16 protein-coding genes are annotated in these 18495 nt (G+C 40.5%); 14 read left to right on the top strand and 2 right to left on the bottom strand.

Features of this window, described 5'->3' with window-relative positions; all coding sequences use genetic code 11:
• Positions 1-10 precede the first annotated feature (10 nt).
• The 6 genes from P3L56_RS17075 to P3L56_RS17050 all read left to right on the top strand — a co-directional run bounded on the left by P3L56_RS17075 (position 11) and on the right by P3L56_RS17050 (position 5862).
• A complete protein-coding gene (locus P3L56_RS17075) occupies positions 11-901 on the top strand; it encodes a helix-turn-helix transcriptional regulator (protein WP_042846103.1) in 891 nt (296 codons plus the stop codon).
• A 219-nt stretch (positions 902-1120) separates the two neighbouring features.
• Complete coding sequence (locus P3L56_RS17070; protein ID WP_210831598.1) at positions 1121-2698, top strand: ABC transporter substrate-binding protein; 1578 nt, start codon at positions 1121-1123, stop codon at positions 2696-2698.
• Positions 2683-3666 (top strand): ABC transporter permease, encoded by a 984-nt coding sequence (locus P3L56_RS17065; RefSeq protein ID WP_410480075.1) that lies wholly within the window; start codon positions 2683-2685, stop codon positions 3664-3666. Before P3L56_RS17070 ends, P3L56_RS17065 begins: the two co-directional genes overlap by 16 nt.
• Positions 3663-4475: an ABC transporter permease gene (locus P3L56_RS17060; RefSeq protein ID WP_042846098.1), complete on the top strand. Its 813-nt coding sequence runs from the start codon at positions 3663-3665 to the stop codon at positions 4473-4475. Before P3L56_RS17065 ends, P3L56_RS17060 begins: the two co-directional genes overlap by 4 nt.
• Positions 4469-5245, top strand: coding sequence for an ATP-binding cassette domain-containing protein (locus P3L56_RS17055; protein ID WP_042846095.1), 777 nt, complete (start codon positions 4469-4471; stop codon positions 5243-5245). The genes P3L56_RS17060 and P3L56_RS17055 overlap by 7 nt, the downstream gene beginning before the upstream one ends.
• Positions 5242-5862 (top strand): ATP-binding cassette domain-containing protein, encoded by a 621-nt coding sequence (locus P3L56_RS17050; protein ID WP_048606227.1) that lies wholly within the window; start codon positions 5242-5244, stop codon positions 5860-5862. Before P3L56_RS17055 ends, P3L56_RS17050 begins: the two co-directional genes overlap by 4 nt.
• A gap of 4 nt (positions 5863-5866) precedes the next feature.
• Here the strand turns inward: P3L56_RS17050 and P3L56_RS17045 are convergent, their stop codons facing one another.
• Positions 5867-7429: a S8 family serine peptidase gene (locus tag P3L56_RS17045; protein ID WP_198860906.1), complete on the bottom strand. Its 1563-nt coding sequence runs from the start codon at positions 7427-7429 to the stop codon at positions 5867-5869.
• A 239-nt stretch (positions 7430-7668) separates the two neighbouring features.
• On the opposite strand from P3L56_RS17045, the gene P3L56_RS17040 reads away from it, so the two are divergent.
• Positions 7669-9729, top strand: coding sequence for a TonB-dependent receptor family protein (locus P3L56_RS17040; protein ID WP_272686147.1), 2061 nt, complete (start codon positions 7669-7671; stop codon positions 9727-9729).
• A 39-nt stretch (positions 9730-9768) separates the two neighbouring features.
• Here P3L56_RS17040 and P3L56_RS17035 read toward each other — a convergent pair whose 3' ends face one another.
• The gene (locus P3L56_RS17035) at positions 9769-10485 is read right to left on the bottom strand and encodes a Crp/Fnr family transcriptional regulator (RefSeq protein ID WP_071548590.1); all 717 of its coding nucleotides are present in this window, start codon (positions 10483-10485) and stop codon (positions 9769-9771) included.
• Between the two features lie 95 nt (positions 10486-10580).
• Here P3L56_RS17035 and P3L56_RS17030 point away from each other — a divergent pair, with 95 nt between their 5' ends.
• The 7 genes from P3L56_RS17030 to P3L56_RS17000 all read left to right on the top strand — a co-directional run bounded on the left by P3L56_RS17030 (position 10581) and on the right by P3L56_RS17000 (position 18206).
• Positions 10581-11669: an ABC transporter substrate-binding protein gene (locus tag P3L56_RS17030; protein WP_187549829.1), complete on the top strand. Its 1089-nt coding sequence runs from the start codon at positions 10581-10583 to the stop codon at positions 11667-11669.
• Complete coding sequence (locus P3L56_RS17025; RefSeq protein WP_105880882.1) at positions 11662-12681, top strand: FecCD family ABC transporter permease; 1020 nt, start codon at positions 11662-11664, stop codon at positions 12679-12681. The genes P3L56_RS17030 and P3L56_RS17025 overlap by 8 nt, the downstream gene beginning before the upstream one ends.
• The gene (locus P3L56_RS17020) at positions 12678-13418 is read left to right on the top strand and encodes an ABC transporter ATP-binding protein (RefSeq protein ID WP_042846084.1); all 741 of its coding nucleotides are present in this window, start codon (positions 12678-12680) and stop codon (positions 13416-13418) included. Before P3L56_RS17025 ends, P3L56_RS17020 begins: the two co-directional genes overlap by 4 nt.
• A gap of 47 nt (positions 13419-13465) precedes the next feature.
• Positions 13466-13816, top strand: coding sequence for a cupin domain-containing protein (locus P3L56_RS17015; protein WP_198860905.1), 351 nt, complete (start codon positions 13466-13468; stop codon positions 13814-13816).
• Positions 13817-13829: 13 nt separating this feature from the next.
• A complete protein-coding gene (locus P3L56_RS17010; protein WP_166685107.1) occupies positions 13830-14600 on the top strand; it encodes a class I SAM-dependent methyltransferase in 771 nt (256 codons plus the stop codon).
• A 228-nt stretch (positions 14601-14828) separates the two neighbouring features.
• Entirely contained in the window at positions 14829-17030 is a 2202-nt protein-coding gene (locus tag P3L56_RS17005) for a TonB-dependent siderophore receptor (RefSeq protein ID WP_210831324.1), read from the top strand.
• Between the two features lie 75 nt (positions 17031-17105).
• Entirely contained in the window at positions 17106-18206 is a 1101-nt protein-coding gene (locus P3L56_RS17000) for an ABC transporter substrate-binding protein (protein ID WP_042846076.1), read from the top strand.
• The last annotated feature ends 289 nt before the right edge of the window (positions 18207-18495 follow it).

Raw genomic sequence — 18495 nt, 5'->3', positions numbered from 1 at the left:
TGTTGAGATTATGGAATACAAATATTTTCTTTCAGAGAGCCAAATGGTGCTAAAAGCGTTTTATATTGAAAGCGCGATGATTGCCATGCTGTGTGGCGCGAAAGGGAATGTGGTGATCAATGGGCAATCTATTGATATTTCATCGGATATCACATTAATTATGCCTAAATACAGCCAAGTTTCTTGTAATATTGTTTGTAACACTGTGAATCAACCGATTGAAATCCATACTCTATCGATGACAGAGTTTGAGTTACAAGCCGTTTTTTTATTACTGATCACCTTGATGAAGTCTAGTGCACCTTTGACGAGCCATCAGCCAATTTACCATGTTTCACCCCCTGAAACTGTCAGAGATAACTTTAGTTTATTAAAACAATGCTTACCATTGAAAAAACAAAGTGAATCTCAAGAAGCGCTGTTGATGAAGCAAAGCCTATATTTTATTTTAATGGCGATATATCAAGAGGGTGTTGATATCCTTACTATTTTTCGTTTCAATTATGATGAACCGAAAAACCAAGCAATTACCCATTTGATCACCCAAGAACCCCAGAAGAAATGGAGTTTGGATGATGTTGCAAAGGCGTTATTTACAACCCCTTCAACTTTACGCCGTCATTTAAACCGTGAAGGTGTGTCATTTCGCCAATTATTATTAGATGTTCGAATGGGGATGGCTCTTAATTATTTAACGTTTTCGAATTACTCTGTATATCAAATTAGCCATCGTTGCGGGTTTGGTAGTAATGCCTATTTTTGTGATGTATTTAAGAGAAAATATAATATGACGCCTTCTCAATTTCGTTTGCAATCAAGGCAATCTAATGACCCAGCTTTTATTACTACCTTATTGTCGAGTTCAAATCCTATTGAATTTGATAAAGAAATTGAAGAATAGCCATTACCGAATTTATTCGGCATAGCCAAGGTGTGTTACCGTTTTAATAAGTTTTTCATTAAATTCGAAGTTCTCTTGATATAGAACGTAGAAAATAATGGCTTTAAATTTAATATGACTCACTACACACAGTGAATATCTCACCAATAGCAATAATTAATGAAATAAAGCTCATTAATTGTATGAAATAAAAAATAAAACCAGTCTATAGAGGGATGTATGATTAAAAATATCATTGCAGCAATGTGCCTTATGGGGCTAAGCCTGCAAGTCCAAGCCGCAGAACCTATTCACTCGCAAACCTTACGTTTAGCAATCGGTGCTGAACCCACAGAAGGTTTTGACCCAATGTTGGGGTGGAGTCACGGTAGCTACCTCTTACTGCATAGCCCGTTATTAAAACAAAAAGCAGACCTTTCATGGCATAGCTATATGCTTGAAAGCTATCAACATAATGCTGATGGTAAACAATGGACGCTAAAACTAAAAAAAGATTTAAAATTTTCTGATGGCTCACCGTTAACAGCTAAAGATGTGGTATTTACCTATAATAATGCGGCGGCAAGTGGGGGTAAGGTGGATATGGGGAATTTTGCTCAATCAGAAGAAATTGACCCATTAACCGTCAAAATTACCTTATCTTCTCCCCAAAGCACTTTTATTAACGTCCTCGGTTCATTAGGGATTGTTTGTGCCGATAAATATGATGCGAAAACCTATGCTCATAACCCAATTGGGGCAGGTCCTTATCGCTTGGTTGCGTTCCAACCGGGTCAGCAGTTGATTGTTGAACGAAACCCATACTATGCGGGGCCAAAAAATGATTTTGGCAAAATGGTATTTGTGTTCCTTGATGAAGATGCTGCGTTTGCTGCTGCACAAAGTAATCAATTAGACATTGTCCGTATTCCTGCTGCGGTTGCTACGAATGCGAATAACGTTAAAAACATGAAACTGATTGAGCGCTATAGTGTGGAAAATAGGGGGATTTCCTTCCCAATTCCACCAGCAGGTGAAAAAGATGCCCAAGGTAACCCTATAGGTAACGATATTACGTCAGATATCGCAATTCGTAGGGCTATAAACTATGCCCTTGATCGTAAATTATTAGCAGAGTCTGTACTTGAAGGGTTTGCTGTGCCGGCTTATACCGGTGTTGCGGGTTTACCTTGGAATAACCCAGACTCAGCATTTAAAGACGGTGATTTAGCAAAGGCTAAGTCGATTCTAGAAGCCGCAGGTTGGTCACTAAATAAAGATGGCTTAAGAGAAAAAGACGGTAAGGTTGCGAAATTGACTTTATGGTATGCCAGTGGCGATACCACACGCCGTGATTTAGCGCAGGCTATTCGTTCAAGTTTGAAACCACTCGGTATTGAAATGGATTTAAAATCAGGTAGCTGGGAAACTGTTGAACGTTATATGCACGCTAACCCGACTTTATTTGGGTGGGGGAGTTTAGACCCTATGGAATTGGTGCATAATTACAGTAGTAAAGCGGCGGGTGTTGGGTTTTATAACCCAGGTTATTATAAAAACAGCGCAGTTGATGAGCTGATTGAAGACGCGCTTCGTCAACCTGACCAAACAGCCGCTATCCCTCTTTGGCAAAAAGTTGACTGGAATGGCACGACAGGCGTGGGGGTTAAAGGGGACGCAGCTTGGGCTTGGTTAATGAATCTACAACATATTTACTTGCTGAATAATTGTGTGGATTTAGGCGCGAGTGCACCCGAAATTCACGGTTCTTGGTCAGTATTAAATAACGTTGATGAATGGGCATGGACTTGCCAGTAATGCGAACCACACTTGGGCTTTTATTGCGGTTTATTTGTTTGTTAACCGTCACTGCAGCGGGGATTTTTATCCTACTGAGTTACTCGCCTATTGACCCAATAAAAGCCTATATTGGCAATGATTTGATGCATGTCCCCCCTGAACAATATGCGTTAATTGCAGCTCGTTGGGGGCTAGATCAACCATTATGGCTGCAATTTTGGCGCTGGTTTTCGCAAATGTTACAAGGAGATATGGGGTATTCCATGCTTTATAATACCCCTGTTGTCCAAGTGATATCAGACCGCCTTGTGCCTTCCCTTGCCCTTCTAATTTGTGCTTGGCTTTTTTCTGGGGTTGTGGGTTTTGCTTTAGGGGTTATTGCAGGGCGTTATTTAAACCGTTGGCTTGATAAGCTGATTTCAACCTTATGTTACTTGCTTGCGTCACTACCTGTTTTTTGGGTTGGTCTTTTATTACTTTCTTTATTTGCGGTTTCACTACAATGGGCGCCAATTTGTTGTGCATGGCCGATAGGGTTGGATGAACAAACCGCCACTTTTACACAGAAGCTTCATCACCTAGTTTTACCTGTTATTGCTTTGGGTATGCTAGGCATTGGTAACATAGCTCTACATACGCGTGCGAAAGTTGTTGAAGTATTGAATAGTGAGTTTATTCATTATGCACAGGCACAGGGTGATAAAGGTTGGTCAATGATCGGCTTTCATGTGTTAAAACATGCGATTACCCCAGCAATTTGTTTACAGTTCGCTTCCGTAGGGGAGTTACTTAGCGGAGCACTATTAGCAGAAAAAGTCTTTGCTTATCCAGGGCTTGGTCAGGCAACCATCGACGCTGGGTTACGGGGGGATATCCCCTTGCTGATGGGGATAGTTATGTTATGTGCAGCACTGATTTTCTTTAGTAATACGATTGCTGATGTACTGCTAAAAAAGGTGAATAAGGGAGTGATGAGAACCTCATGACATATAACCCAAATCGTGCTTTGTTTAAGTTGGTCATTTCTTTGCTTTTATTGTCTATTTTGGCTATTTACGCTTTTGGGTTTTCCATCAATGATGTTGAAATGAGCTTACTCGATAGGCGGCAAGCACCTTCTTGGCAACATGTCTTTGGAACGGATAATTTAGGGCGTGATTTATTCGAGAGAACTTTTCAAGGTGTTGCTACAAGCTTGCAAATTGGTTTGATTGCCGCTTTTTCAAGTGGGTTAATTGCTGTGGTGATGGCAGGTTTATCCTCTTTAAATAAAACAATGGATTACGCTGTCCGAGGCATAATTGATGCCTTACTTGCTTTGCCTCATTTACTCCTATTGGTATTAATTTGTTTTACATTAGGTGGCGGTAAAATGGGGGTGATTTGGGCGGTGGCTCTGACACATTGGCCAAAACTGACGCTAATTTTACGTGCTGAATTGCAGCGTGTAAGCCAATCAGACTACATTATGCTCTCTCAACGTATTGGTAACAGCGCTATTTACCGCTGGCGTTATCACTATTTACCTATGATTTTACCTCAGTGGATAGTTGGGACTCTACTGATGTTTCCTCATGCGGTGTTGCACAGTGCGGCATTGAGCTTTTTAGGGTTTGGTTTATCCCCCCACGAGCCTTCTCTTGGCATTTTACTTTCTGATGCACTGCGTTATTTGAGCACTGGAGCATGGTGGTTGGTGGTATTCCCTGGTGTTGCTTTAATGGGGTTGGTACTGTTATTTGACCAGTTCGCTAAAGCCGTGCAGCAGTTATGGTTAAAGGGGGTTGCATGTTGAGTTTAGACAATTTAACGATTGATGTGGCTCAATTCCGTTGGTTAGGGCGTAAGCGCTGGTCACCTTTATTAAAAGGCATTTCATTAGATATTCAACCGGGTGAAATGGTAGCACTGGTTGGTGGGAGTGGGGAAGGGAAAAGCCTGTTATTGCAAAGTGTTTTAGGGTTACTCCCTGAAAATATGCGTTGTCGTGGCGATATTAATCTTAATGGCAAACGGCTAACAGAAAAAAATAAGCCACAACATCGTGGGAGTTCCTTATGTTATATACCTCAGGGGGTGAGTGCCCTTAACCCGTTGATCAGAATTGGCCCTCAGTTAGAGCGTGCAGCTATACTCAGTGGGCAGCATATTAAAATGCATGATGTGGCTCGCCATCTACAGAAATATAACTTACAAAGCTCGTTAGTCGGCCATTATCCAAGCCAATTATCAGGCGGAATGGCAAAGCGAGTGTTAGCGAGCAGCGCCACGCTATCTTGTGCGGAATATATTTTAGCTGATGAAATTTCATCGTGGCTGGATGATGAACATGCTGTTCAACTTCTTGAAAATATACAAACGCTTTGTCACGATGGGCGAGGTGTTTTATGGGTCACTCATGATCTCTCCATGGCAGTACGTTTTGCAGACCGCATTGCACTATTGCGCAATGGGGAGATGGAAGAAGTATTGAGTAGCCAAAAATTAAAGCAAGGTGGTGGGGGCAAGTGGTTGCAATCACTATGGAATGCACTACCTGAACACCAATTTATGGCAATGAAATGAGTGTAATTGAAAGCGTTTTAGATGTTAAAAACTTATGTATTGAGCAAGGTAACCAAGTATTATGGGATAACTTTAGCTTTTCACTTGGCCATCATGAACGCCTTGGGATTTCAGCGCCAAGTGGTTTTGGAAAAACGACATTAGGGCGGGTATTAGCGAAGTGGCAAAAGCCAACCCAAGGGCATATTCTATTTGAAGGCAAGCCATTAAATAACCAGGGGTATTGCCCAATCCAGCTAGTTCCTCAACACCCTGAAAAAAGTTTTAATCCTTACCGTACTGTCGGTGCCAGTTTATATGATGCATGGCGACCAGAAGCTGATTGGTTGGCACAATTTTCAATAAAGCCCGAATGGCTAGACAGGCGGCCAAACGAGCTTTCTGGTGGGGAGCTTGCTCGGATTGCACTATTACGTGCTTTAGACCCTCGAACTAAAATTTTAATCGCAGATGAAATAACGGCTCAATTAGATGCCAATTTACAAAAACAGATTTGGCAGCGTTTAATCACATTATCGCAAGAGCGCCCATTAGCTATGATTATTTTTAGCCATAACAGAGCGCTATTAGAGAAAGTTTGCTGCCGTGTCATCACATTAGGTCAATTATCAAAATGATGGGTTAATTGGCCCCAGTGATTTGGCTAAGCTTATCAATTTCTGCTAATAAATCATCTACATTAGGGCGATAACCGATCCCATAATCAACCCCCTCGGTATATGTCGACTTTTTGATAATTTCTCGCATTCCCCACGCAGATAAAACGATTTCATTTTGTTTGGCGTAGTCTTGGATTAATGCAAGGGCACCAGAACACAAAGGTGTTGCACTTGAGGTCCCTGAGTAATCTTTTGAATAATTACGATTATTACCGGGTAATTTCTGCAATGAGCTATACCCCGTGGTGGTGACACTCCAGTCTCCCCATGAATTTATCAATGAGGTTTTTTGGTTGTAGTTTGAGAAATAAGCGCGTGTCCCCGAAAGATGATTACAAGCGCCCACTAACATGCTGCCGCTATCCCCATAGTCAGCCATCACGCCCGGTAAATTTAAGTCTAAACCACCGTTACCAGCAGCAAGGATTACAACTGCTCCTTTATCAACCATGATTTTAATGCGTTCCCACCAACTTCGAATGGCTGTTGCCGGAAGCAATTTCTCATTAATTTTAAATTGTATATCTAGGCTAACAATGTCTCCGGGGGCGACGTGTTTAGTTAATATATCGAGGTCTCCAGTATCGTAAAAGTAGTATTGGCAATCATAGGCGATCCCCGTCACACCGAATGCATTATTGGTGGCGACAATACAACCTGTTGATGCAGTTCCATGGTTGCAGTCTTCAGTTTCAGGGCGGCTATAGACTACTGTTATTTTTGAATCTTTTAGATCTTCATGGTTTTTATATACGCCAAAATCTAAATGTCGAACTACCGCTTTTGAACCATTGACATGTTTATTCCATGCGTTGCGAATATTCATGCCTTTTGGGGCATCTAAATAAGTTTGTAAGTGATTAAAATTTGGTGTTATGTCATCAACATTATCTACCTGCTCGGTATTTTCTGGGGGATTCTGATTAAATGGTAACTGCGGAGGTGTATATAACGCCGTATTTGGGGTAACACAACAATATTCAACATATTCAAAAGTTTCAATTAGATTAGCAAGTTGTAATAGGCTCTCAAAATCAGTTTCCTTGTCATAAGTTACATAATCATATTGGCTGATGGGCTGGCTATTAGTTGAATTAACTGGGGCAATATTAATAGGTATTAAGTCTATTAACAATTTAGTTTCAAGTAAAGTATACTTGCCTTTTAGTACTTTGATATCTAACTTATAATTATTTACCCCCGCTACTTTTTGATTAATTGTTTTTGTTTTTACTGGGCTGTTATATTCCTTAACCTGAGTTTGAATACTGTTTATATTGAAAGTGATCGCTTTTGAATTAAGTTTTTGCTTACTTTCACTTAGCGTTTCATATGTAATCTCAGCATGGTAATCTCCTGATTTATCTATATTAAATAGGTGGTGATTTTCTTTGGTAATTATAGAGTCTATTTTATTGTTATTTAAAAATAAACCAACCTCAACATTAGTTTCTTCTGTATTATTAAAATTAACTAAAATCCCACTTAAATTAAAGTCTATATATTTATAAATTTTTATACTCATCGTATCTCTTTATATTAATAGTTATTGGTTGTTCATTGAATTGGTATTCTATTTAAGGTTTGTTTTTTACTTGTTGCAATATTAATAATTTACTAGTTATTAATGAAAAAAAATTCACAATATTAATTATGCTTTATTTATTTTTATTTTTGACAAATGTCATAGGGATATCTTCCTCCTTCAATTATTTTACCCTCACAAATGAAAATGATAACCATTACTATTTATGGGGTGAATATATGCCTTATCCATTAAAACAGCATAAATTAACGTACTATATTGCTTTAACCTTCAGTATCAGCACGTTAGCGACTACTAAAGTGGTGGCTGCTCAGCAACCGACAAAACCAGAGGTAATAATTGTCAATTCTTCTACGCAGCACAGCCGCTTAACCCCAAGCGAACAGCAAGAGAAAGAGAAACTTGAAAAAGTTGCTGGGGGAACAAACCTCGTGATGATAGAGAAAGACTCCCGCCTTGCCACATTACAGGATGCGCTTGATTACCAGCCAGGGTTAGTTATTCAAAATTTTTTCGGTGGGATTGATCAGCCAAGACTAAATATCCGGGGGTCTGGGGTACAGAGTGCTCCTCTTGCTCGCGGTGTTTTATTATTACAAGACGGCTTACCAGCAACTGATGCAGATGGTAGTTTCCATATTAGTACATTAGAAATGCGGGATGCACGCATGGTCAGTGTACGTCGAGGAGCAAATAGCCTTAACCCTCAAAGTAATAGCCTTGGGGGGGAACTAGATGTTCTGTCTTATACCGGAAGAAATGAACAAGGTCGTTTACGCTATGAGTACGGCTCTCATGGGCGTGAAGCGCTACAAACGGCTTTTGGTGGTGTATCTGATAATGGGTTATTTGATGGGCGTGTTAATTTTACCTATGACCATTTTGATGGTTATCGTAAACATTCCTCCTCTCAACGAAAAACATTACGTAGTAATTTTGGCTATATTACTGATAATTTTGAGAATAGAACGTGGTTAAATTGGACGGACTTACGTTTTGATGTTGCTGGGCCTGTTTCTGAAGAAGTACTAAACGATAACCCTACCGAGGTCTACCCGATGGTATGGCTACGTGATCCGCATCGTAATGTTGAACAATTTCGGGTTGCTAACCGTTCCGATTGGCAGGTAGGTAACCAAGCCATAGGGGCTGGTCTATGGCATATTCGTACTCATGATAACTTCACTACGCCTGCATATTACCGTTTTAGCCGTAGTCACAGTGAAGGTTTACAGCTAACGTATAATATTGAAACTGAGCCTGTTACCTATCGCACGGCATTAGCGTGGGATCAAATGACGCTGCAAACAGAACTGATGCAAAATCGAAAAGGTACGCCAGCGGATAAGAAAAAAATAGGTAAATATGACGGACGTGCGCAAAATATCTATGGCAGTGTTGGTGTCGATATCCATATTACACCAGCCGTGACAGTGAATTTAGATATGAAAGGGACACATGCACGTCGTGATGTTGAAAAGCGGCAAAGCCATCTTTCACTTGATCAAAACTGGACATTTTGGACACCAAAGGCCGGTATTGTTTGGCGTCCAACGGAAAGTCAGCGCTATTTTGCGAATATTAGTGCTAGCGAAGAGCCTGCGACGTTCTGGGAGATTATCAACTCGGCTAATGGAAAGCTAACCAAACTTTCGCCACAAAAAGCGGTTACTTATGAGATTGGTGGTGAGGGCGATATAACAGAAGCCTTGAAGTGGAACCTTGCGCTATATCGTAGCCAAATTAAGGATGAATATATAACAACCTATGACAGTGAAGGGACGGTTGTGGGGGTATTCAACTATGCAGCTAAAACACGTCATCAAGGTTTAGAAGCCGGCTTGGCTGGGCGCATTGGAGCAGGCCCTGGCGATTTTAATTACCGGGTTTCTTGGACTTACAATGATTTTCGTTTTATGGGGGGAGAATATAATGGCAATTATATCGCAGGTATTCCCCGTAATATCATTGCTGCCGAGGTTTTGTATGAGATAGGCGATTGGAGCGTAGGCCCGAATATCCATTGGGCGCCTACGGATATGGCAGTTGATCATCAAAACAATCTTGATATTCAAAAACGCAAGCACTATGCGATATTGGGGCTCAAAGGGAGCTATAAACCAACCGAACAATGGTTCCTTTACTTATCAATGGATAATTTGACGGATGAACGCTATGCAACAACATCAGTTGCTAACCAAACGGTAACAGCGAGAGACAGCACATTATTCCCCGGAATGGGCTTTAATGTGAATGGTGGAGTGACCTTTAATTTCTGATAATTAATAAACGCATTAGCGCAAGTTAATGCGTTTTCCTTAAAATGGGCGCTGCGCAGAAATAGATAACTGTGTCAGGTAATTTTCGTTATAAATGTGCACCGTATCTTTTTCGATACCAATAAACCCTTTTTGACGCCAGCCAGAGACTAAACGGCTCAGTGTTTCATAACGTATTCCTAATTTTGCTGCTAATTGCCCTCGAGATAATGGCAGAACAATATTTAGGCTTAATTGTTTGTGTTTTAAATCAATAAGATAAGCGGCAAGCCTTTGCTCTGCTGAGCTGGAAGTCAGCCAATCAATATGATTGATATTTTCATAAAGCTTACTGCTAAAACGCATGAGTAACTTTTCCATGATGTGTGGGCATGCATGGCAAAGGCGCAGAATATCACGTTTATCTAGTAATAAAGCTTCCCCATCAGTTTTGGCTCGTAAGCTCATAGGGTAACGGTTGTGAGGCATAAACACGGCAGCAATTGCGACGATTTCCCCGACATCAAACAAACCAAAAACTTTCTCTTCGCCTAAATAGGTGTGCCGATATACCTCTATTTGGCCACTGATCATCAAAGGGCAATGTTTGAATGGTTCCCCTTCGTGGTTAATTATTTCACTACTTTTAAACCGTATATAGCCACAATTTTCCAGCAATAAAGATAATTTTTCATCTTCAACTGATTGAAATAAAGAACATATTTTTAGCGAATCTAAAGATTGTGTATGGGGGAAAATATTTTTGACAAATGTCATAGGTCTTCCTCTTTTGCCGCCTTAGAATAGTCAGAGTATAAATGATAATCATACACATTATCAATTAAGATATTGGCGGGGAATTGAATAACCTTATGATAAATAATGCTTTTAGAATAGTGACAGTCTTCGTAACTTTTTGGGGGATGCTAAGCCCAGCCACTTCCCAATCAATTGATTTTACCGATATGTCAGGTGATAAAGTTCATTTATCTGCCCCTGCAAAACGTATTGTGGTGATCCCGATCCCTGCCGCTTCGATGCTAGTGGGGATGGACGAAAGTAGTGAGAAGCTGGTGGGGATGCACCCGTTTGCGAAGGTCGCCGCACGAGAGGGCATGCTGGGTCAAATGTTTTCACCGGTCTTACAGGTGAACTCTAATGTGGTGGGGAATAGTTTTACACCAAATATTGAGGCATTGTTGAATGTTGAACCAGATTTAGTATGGCAATGGGGGCATCGAGGGGATGACATTATTTCACCAATGCGAAATGCAGGGTTGACGGTTGCTACACTTGATTATGGGCAAGAAAGTTATACCCAAGAATGGGTCCGCCTAATGGGGCAAACGTTAGGCCATAATGAAAAAGCGCAAAAGATGATCGAGTGGCGCCAACACGTCATCGCATTGCTTTCCTCAACCACCGCCAAAATTCCAGAACCCGAACAGCCTCGCGTTTTATATCTATCTCATTTTAAGCAGAGTATTCAAACCTTTGGCTCAACTTCACATAATAATGCAGATTTTGCTTTAGCAGGTGGTGTGAGTTTAAACCGCGACCTCACTGGGCCAAGAACCTTAAATATAGAGCAAATCTTAGTTTGGAACCCAGATATCATTTTATTGGGCAATTTTGAAGAGGGTTTATCCCCTGAGGATGTGTATCAAAATCCGATGCTAAGCGAAGTGACTGCGGTGAAAAACCAACGAGTCTATAAATTACCGATTGGTGGGTTCATTTGGGATGCGCCTAATCAAGAAACGCCTTTGTATTGGCAGTGGCTAGCAATGATCTTCCATCCAGAAACCGTAAAAGTACCAATACGAGAGGAAATTCGTCAACGTTATCAGCAACTTTACGGTTATAACGTTTCAGAGCAACAAATCGATGGTATTTTGCAAATGGGAATGAACAAAAAAAGCCTGCACTACCTTTCTTTGATGGGGAAACCTGATGCGTAATTCGCAAATTCTGTGGGGTGGCTTAGTTATTTGTTTATTACTCACTTTTTTATTGGCGCTGAGTTGTGGGCGTTATCCTGTTTCGTTTTCTGCTGTTTTTCATATTTTTTATGACACCATTTTAGGCAATGACACTGGTTTAGCATACAGTCGCACGGAACAGAATGTAGTATTAAATGTCCGTTTACCTCGGGTTTTGATTGCGGGGGTCGCAGGAGCAGGTCTTGCTGTGGCAGGGGCTGCGCTACAAGGTATTTTCCGCAACCCATTAGTTGGCCCGCAAATTATCGGGGTGTCATCGGGTGCGGCGTTAGGTGGTGCCTTAGCTATCTTGCTGTTTTCTTCATTATTTATAACTATTTCCTTTGCTTTTGTGGGGGGGGTATTGGCGATTGTATTGGTTTTCTTGTTAGGGTTGAATCGCCAAGGTAGCCAGTTATTAATGTTGATTTTAGCTGGTGTGATTATTAACGCTTTTTTTGCTGCTTTGATCTCATTAATTACGTATTTTGCCGACCCAAATAATACCTTACAAACAATTGTTTTTTGGCTAATGGGCAGCTTTGCTAGCGCGTCCTATTTAAAACTATCCATCATCTTTCCAGTAGTTCTAGTTGCTGTTCTGGTCATTTTTGCTCTTCGTTTTCGCATCAATGTGTTGTCTCTTGGTGAGGAAAATGCACAGGCTTTGGGGATGAAAATTAACCGTACACGCTGGGCGGTTTTACTTTGTGTAGCCTTGATCACCAGTGCAACCGTTGCGGTATCTGGAACGATTGGTTGGGTAGGCCTAATTGTTCCGCATATTGCTCGGATTGTGGTGGGGCATGATCATCGTATCTTACTTCCGGCGAGTGCAGTGATTGGTGGGGTATATATGGTTGGTGTTGATACCTTCGCTCGAAGTATTACCAATGCGGAGATCCCGCTCAGTGTGATCACTGCATTAATTGGAGCCCCTATTTTTGCCTTACTTATTCACACGCTAAATAAAAGGGTGGCTGACTTATGATCGATGTTGAACAGCTCAATTTCACGATAGGTCAACGCCAACTATTTACTGATTTAAGCTTTAAACAGCCAAAAGGCAGTATTGGTGCAATTTTGGGGCCAAATGGCCGCGGGAAAACCACGTTATTGAGGTTATTACTCAGTTTACAACAAGGTGCGACAGGGAAAGTACGGATAAATGCTCCTGTTGCTTATGTGCCACAACTTAGTAGTTCATTGTTTCATTATTCAGTGCGGACTATGGTGAGTCTTGGGCGCATTCGCCACTTACCTTGGTATTCCTCGCCCAGCAAAAAAGACCATCAGATAGTTGAGCAATGTTTAACCTATTTAGAATTGAATCACTTTGCTGATCAACCGTTTAACCGCCTTAGTGGGGGCGAGAAACAAATGGTGATGATTGCTAGAGCGTTAGCTAGTGAGCCAGAAATTCTCATTCTTGATGAGCCTACATCGGCTTTAGACCTAGCAAATCAAGACAATGTGCTTAGCGTATTGCGTGATTTAGCCGCGCACCGAGGAATGACCATCTTATTTACCAGCCATTACCCTCAGCATGCCCTGCATATTGCCGACCATTCCTTACTACTGTTTAACAATGGCAGTTTTTTATTTGGCGGTTCTCAAACCATTCTAACGGAAGAAAACCTCGCAAAGCTTTACCAATTACCGGTGGCTATAACGGCTATTAATGACCAAGGTCGACAGACACATGGGGTCATTCCGTTATTTAGGTGATTATTTTCGAAGATAAATAAAATTATTAAATTGAGGAATATAAAACAATGAGTGATAACACAATAACTCCATCAGAAGCGCTTACCATCAGCACATTAATTAATTATACAGAACAGGGGATTGCCAGTCGTGTTCTGGCTAAAAATACTGGGGGCAATATGACCTTGTTTGCTTTTGATAAAGGCCAAGCACTTTCAGAACATAGCGCTCCCTTTGATGCCATCGTCATGGTTGTGGAAGGAAGTTTATTATTAACCATAGAAGGGAACCCTGTCACCGCAAAGCCGGGGGAAATTGTCAGAATGCCAGCAAATATTCCCCATGCAGTTGATGCACCTGAGCCTGCAAAAATGTTGCTGGTAATGCTACGCGAACCTAATACTGATTGTACACATTAACTTAGAGGCGATTATGGATAAATCATTTACAGCTCATGAGGCTGGACATAAATTTTTAGCTCGCCTAGGGAAAAAACGCTTGCGGCCCGGCGGGAAAATAGCAACTGAATGGCTACTTAGTCAGTCTGGCTTACATGCAGAAAGCCACGTCCTTGAAATTGCCTGTAATATGGGGACAACTGCTATTGAAATTGCTTCACAATTTCGTTGCCACATCACTGGTATTGATATGGACAAACAAGCTTTGGCACAAGCTAAAAAAAATGTTGCGGATCATGGTTTAACTGATTTGATTACCATTCAAATGGCAGATGCCTCAAAATTACCATTTGCAGATAACAGCTTCGATGTGGTGATTAATGAGGCAATGCTAACGATGTATGGTGATAAAGCAAAAACAAAGCTATTACAAGAATACTATCGTGTATTAAAGCCGGGGGGCCGTTTATTAACCCATGATATTGCTTTGAAAAATGAACAGGATGTCCAGCAAGTAGCAGCTCAAATGCAGCAAGTTATTCATGTTAAAGCGCAACCTTTGCCACAAACTCAGTGGGTTAACTTATTCAAACAAACAGGCTTTCAAAATGTGACGTCGATAACGGGGCCAATGACATTATTGTCTCCGAAGGGGCTAATCTATGATGAAGGGCTATTAGGGGCGATGAAAATTATTAGAAATGCGTTAAAAAAAGAAAACCGCCCACAATTTTTGCAGATGTTCCGCCATTTTCGTCGAAACCGTGGAAAGTTAAACTATGTTGCCGTGGTTAGCATGAAATAATTAAAAGGAGCCGTTAAGCGCAAGGATGCGTGATTAACCCCTTCCGTCATCATTCTCTCTCTTATTAAGTATTAGTAATGATAATAATACTTATATACATCTTTATTATCAGTTATAATTGATGATAGTTTTTATACAAAATAATAAGCAATGATTTAATCATGCTTTGTGAATTGTTTGTAAATTGATCATGCTGACTTTTATGACCACATTTAAAGGCCTAATTTAATGAAAATAAAACACCTTTTCATTCTTTCACCATGTTTACTCCCTTTCGTTTCCCCCTCAGTATTCGCCGCCGATAAAAAAGAAGAACAAATTACGGTATCTGCAACTCGTGGTTATAAGGCTGTTTCTGAAATGGCACAAACCACTTGGGTGATTGATAATGCTGAAATTGAGCAACAAGCGGAGGGCGGGAAGGAGTTAAAAGATATTTTAGCTCAGTTAATCCCTGGGATGAGTGTTAGTGGCCAAGGTCGTACGAATTATGGTATGAACATGCGTGGTCGTTCGATGATTGTCATGGTAGATGGCGTGCGTTTAAACTCTTCTCGTAGTGATAGCCGCCAACTAGACTCTATCGACCCTTTTAATATCAATCATATTGAAGTGATCTCTGGCGCTACCGCGATGTACGGCGGTGGTAGCAGCGGTGGTTTGATTAATATTGTCACGAAAAAAGGCCAAGAAGAAAAACAAGTTTCTCTTCAGTTAGGTGGAAAAACAGGCTTTAACAATGGCAAAGATCATGATGAAAATGTTGCAGCGGCTGTCAGCGGTGGTAATGAAAACGCTCATGGACGTGTTGCTGTAGCTTATCAACGTTATGGTGGTTGGTATGATGGAAAAGGGAATGCGATCAATATCGATAATACGCAAACAGGTCTGCAATTTTCTGACCGTCTAGATATCATGGCATCAGGTACGATTAATGTGGATGAAAAACAGCAGATTCAAGCTGTATATCAACATTATAAAAGTGAGTCGGATGGTAAACATGGCCTATATTTAGGGAAAGATTTTTCTGCGGTAAAAGGGCAAAGTGATGCCTACAATAGCGGTAAATTAAATTCTGACCGTTTACCGGGTACTGAGCGTAACTTACTTAATTTGCAATATTCAAATGCAGATGTATTCGGGCAAGATTTTGTAGCGCAAGTTTATTATCGTGATGAATCACAAAAGTTTTATCCATTCCCAACCCTCAAAGGGAAAGAGGTGACAAGCATTAGTTCATCCAACCAGCAAACCAATTTCTATGGAACTAAGCTGACATTTAATAGCCAACCAATGGATGAGCTAACGTTAACTTATGGTGTGGATGCAGAACATGAGCAATTCCGTGCCAATCAAATGTTCTTTGATTTAGACAAAGCCAAAGAATCGGGGGGAATGGATTTAACCAAAGCTTTCCAAATTGGCCGATATCCGAGTTATACCACCACGAACATGGCGACATTTTTACAAAGCAGCTATGACATTTCGCCAATGTTTACATTAAGCGGTGGCGTGCGTTACCAATATACTGAAAATAAAGTGGATGATTTTATTGGTTATTCACAGCAAGAAGCTATTGCGAATGGTAACGGTAAATCCGCAGATACGGTTCCGGGCGGGAAAACGGATTATAACAACTTACTGTTTAATGCGGGGGTTTTAGTTAACCTAACGGAAGAGCAACAAACATGGTTTAACTTCTCACAAGGTTTTGAAATTCCTGATATTGCTAAATATTATGGTACAGGTACCTATTCATCTACTCCAGATGCAAATGGCCATTGGAATTTAAAGAATAGTGTGAATATTAATGATACCAAAGTTAAAGGTATCAAGGTTAACTCCTTTGAGTTAGGTTGGCGCTATACCGGTGAAAACTTACGCACGCAAATAGCCACCTATTATTCCCTATCTGATAGAAGCTATGGTATCAATAAAGATGATATGACCATCTATATGAAGACCGATAAACGTCGTATTTATGGGGTAGAAGGTGCCGTTGATTACTTCTTTGATGATTCAGACTGGAGTGTAGGAAGCAACTTCAATCTACAAAAATCAGAATCGAAAGTTAATGGTAGTTGGGAAAAATGGAGTGTTGATTTTGCTAGCCCATCTAAGGTTAACGCTTACGTTGGCTGGGAGCCAAATGACTGGGCATTACGTTTACAAAGCCAGCAGACATTTAACTTAACGGATGCAGCAGGCAAAAAATTAGATGGTTATAATACCGTTGATTTATTAGGAAGTTATATGTTGCCAGTCGGTAAGGTCAGCTTTGCTGTAGAGAACTTACTCGACAAAAATTACTCTACAATTTGGGGGCAGCGTGCTCAAGGATTGTATAGCCCTAAATACGGAGCTCCGAACCTTTATGATTATAAAGGTCGCGGTAGAACCTTTGCGCTTAATTATAGCGTGACATTTTAAATGATTGACATAAAGCCACTTTAGAGTGGCTTTATGCTTATAGAATGATGCAGATTTAAGGTAAAGAGATATCCTATGAAATTATTTCTGGCAGGGTTATTGTGCTTATTTAGCGTTTGGGTACAGGCTAAAACGCCAACGCTGATCACCGATCTACAAGGCCGAGAGGTGATGGTAAATCTTCCGGTTGAAAAATTATTTCTAGTTGATGGTCGCGATATTTTGCCAATTGATATTGCTGGTGGTAAGGAGGGCATTTCACGTATTTCGGGGTGGAGTGATTCATTAACACAATATGCGCCAGACTTAAAACAAGCTTATTTTGCGGCGGTTCCTGAGCTCGAAAATATCCCAACATTGAAAAAAACACGAGAAGCGGGCATCCAAATTGAGAAATTAATAGAACTCGCGCCTGAAGTCGTGATTATGCATAAGGCTAATTATGGGTCGATGCGTGATAGCCAATTCTTACCACAATTAGAAGCCGCGGGTATTAAGGTTATTTTTATTGATTTTCGAATGGATATTGCGAAAAACACCCCGAAAAGTATCTTATTATTAGGGCAATTGTTAGGTACGCAAGAAAGAGCAGAGCAGTTTGCAACGTTGTACCAAGAAAAATTAAAGGCGATAGAGTCTCAGTTGGTTCAGCCGTTTCCTTCCGTGTTAATTGAAGCGAATGCAGGGCTATTTGCAGATAACTGCTGTCAGCTATATGGTCGTTCAGGCTATGGCGTTTTGGCGTCGTTAGCGGGGGGAAATAACCTCGTTGCTGATAGCTTTCCAGCTAAAGGGGCAGAAAGTTCCATTGAGAATATTATTACATTAAACCCTGATTTTTATCTCTTAACAGGGGCGGATTGGCATAATTTTAACCGCCGTTCAATTGCAGTCAGCTTAGGATACCGTGCAAATAAATCTGATGCACAAAAGCAATTGGTGGTATTAGTCGATAGGCAAGGCATCTCCTCATTAACATCGGTAAAAGAAAAACGGGTGATGGCGATTTACCACAACTTTTACAATAACCCGATGAATATATTTGCTATTGAAGCAATGGCAAAATTTATGCACCCTGAGATATTTACTAAGTTAAACCCAGAGCAGAACTTAACGGATTTTCAAAAGCAGTTTACTCAATTGCGCTCGGAAGGCGTTTTCTGGGTTACATTATAACTTATCATCACATCTGACTTTTTGTTAGCAAGGATAGCTAACAAAAAGTTTGGTCATTTTTTATGATTATAAAATCAAGTGACATACCTCTAAGCCTTGTTATATCGGGCTCCTTCATTAGTTTATTTCTTCTTTGTAAACGAACCTATTAAAGACCCCGCGGAAATGGAGGTAAAAACAGCATAATGTAATATTATAGCCACTTTTTATAAGTGGCTTTTTTATAAAAAATAAATCTTATACAGATGCTCTAATTAAGATTTACCTTCGTGATTATTTGTTTTTATTA

The sequence above is a fragment of the Providencia sp. PROV024 genome (genome assembly GCF_032709665.1).
Classification (GTDB): domain Bacteria; phylum Pseudomonadota; class Gammaproteobacteria; order Enterobacterales; family Enterobacteriaceae; genus Providencia; species Providencia huashanensis.
The sequence above is the reverse complement of the archived record's forward strand: the minus strand, read 5'-3'. Positions and strand labels throughout refer to the sequence as shown.

Excerpts from the sequence above, each read along its gene's own strand:
- P3L56_RS17075 (WP_042846103.1), top strand. The coding sequence starts at position 11 with ATGGAATACAAATATTTTCTTTCAGAGAGCCAAATGGTGCTAAAAGCG.
- P3L56_RS17070 (WP_210831598.1), top strand. The coding sequence starts at position 1,121 with ATGATTAAAAATATCATTGCAGCAATGTGCCTTATGGGGCTAAGCCTG.
- P3L56_RS17065 (WP_410480075.1), top strand. The coding sequence starts at position 2,683 with ATGGACTTGCCAGTAATGCGAACCACACTTGGGCTTTTATTGCGGTTT.
- P3L56_RS17060 (WP_042846098.1), top strand. The coding sequence starts at position 3,663 with ATGACATATAACCCAAATCGTGCTTTGTTTAAGTTGGTCATTTCTTTG.
- P3L56_RS17055 (WP_042846095.1), top strand. The coding sequence starts at position 4,469 with ATGTTGAGTTTAGACAATTTAACGATTGATGTGGCTCAATTCCGTTGG.
- P3L56_RS17050 (WP_048606227.1), top strand. The coding sequence starts at position 5,242 with ATGAGTGTAATTGAAAGCGTTTTAGATGTTAAAAACTTATGTATTGAG.
- P3L56_RS17045 (WP_198860906.1), bottom strand. The coding sequence starts at position 7,429 with ATGAGTATAAAAATTTATAAATATATAGACTTTAATTTAAGTGGGATT.
- P3L56_RS17040 (WP_272686147.1), top strand. The coding sequence starts at position 7,669 with ATGCCTTATCCATTAAAACAGCATAAATTAACGTACTATATTGCTTTA.
- P3L56_RS17035 (WP_071548590.1), bottom strand. The coding sequence starts at position 10,485 with ATGACATTTGTCAAAAATATTTTCCCCCATACACAATCTTTAGATTCG.
- P3L56_RS17030 (WP_187549829.1), top strand. The coding sequence starts at position 10,581 with ATGATAAATAATGCTTTTAGAATAGTGACAGTCTTCGTAACTTTTTGG.
- P3L56_RS17025 (WP_105880882.1), top strand. The coding sequence starts at position 11,662 with ATGCGTAATTCGCAAATTCTGTGGGGTGGCTTAGTTATTTGTTTATTA.
- P3L56_RS17020 (WP_042846084.1), top strand. The coding sequence starts at position 12,678 with ATGATCGATGTTGAACAGCTCAATTTCACGATAGGTCAACGCCAACTA.
- P3L56_RS17015 (WP_198860905.1), top strand. The coding sequence starts at position 13,466 with ATGAGTGATAACACAATAACTCCATCAGAAGCGCTTACCATCAGCACA.
- P3L56_RS17010 (WP_166685107.1), top strand. The coding sequence starts at position 13,830 with ATGGATAAATCATTTACAGCTCATGAGGCTGGACATAAATTTTTAGCT.
- P3L56_RS17005 (WP_210831324.1), top strand. The coding sequence starts at position 14,829 with ATGAAAATAAAACACCTTTTCATTCTTTCACCATGTTTACTCCCTTTC.
- P3L56_RS17000 (WP_042846076.1), top strand. The coding sequence starts at position 17,106 with ATGAAATTATTTCTGGCAGGGTTATTGTGCTTATTTAGCGTTTGGGTA.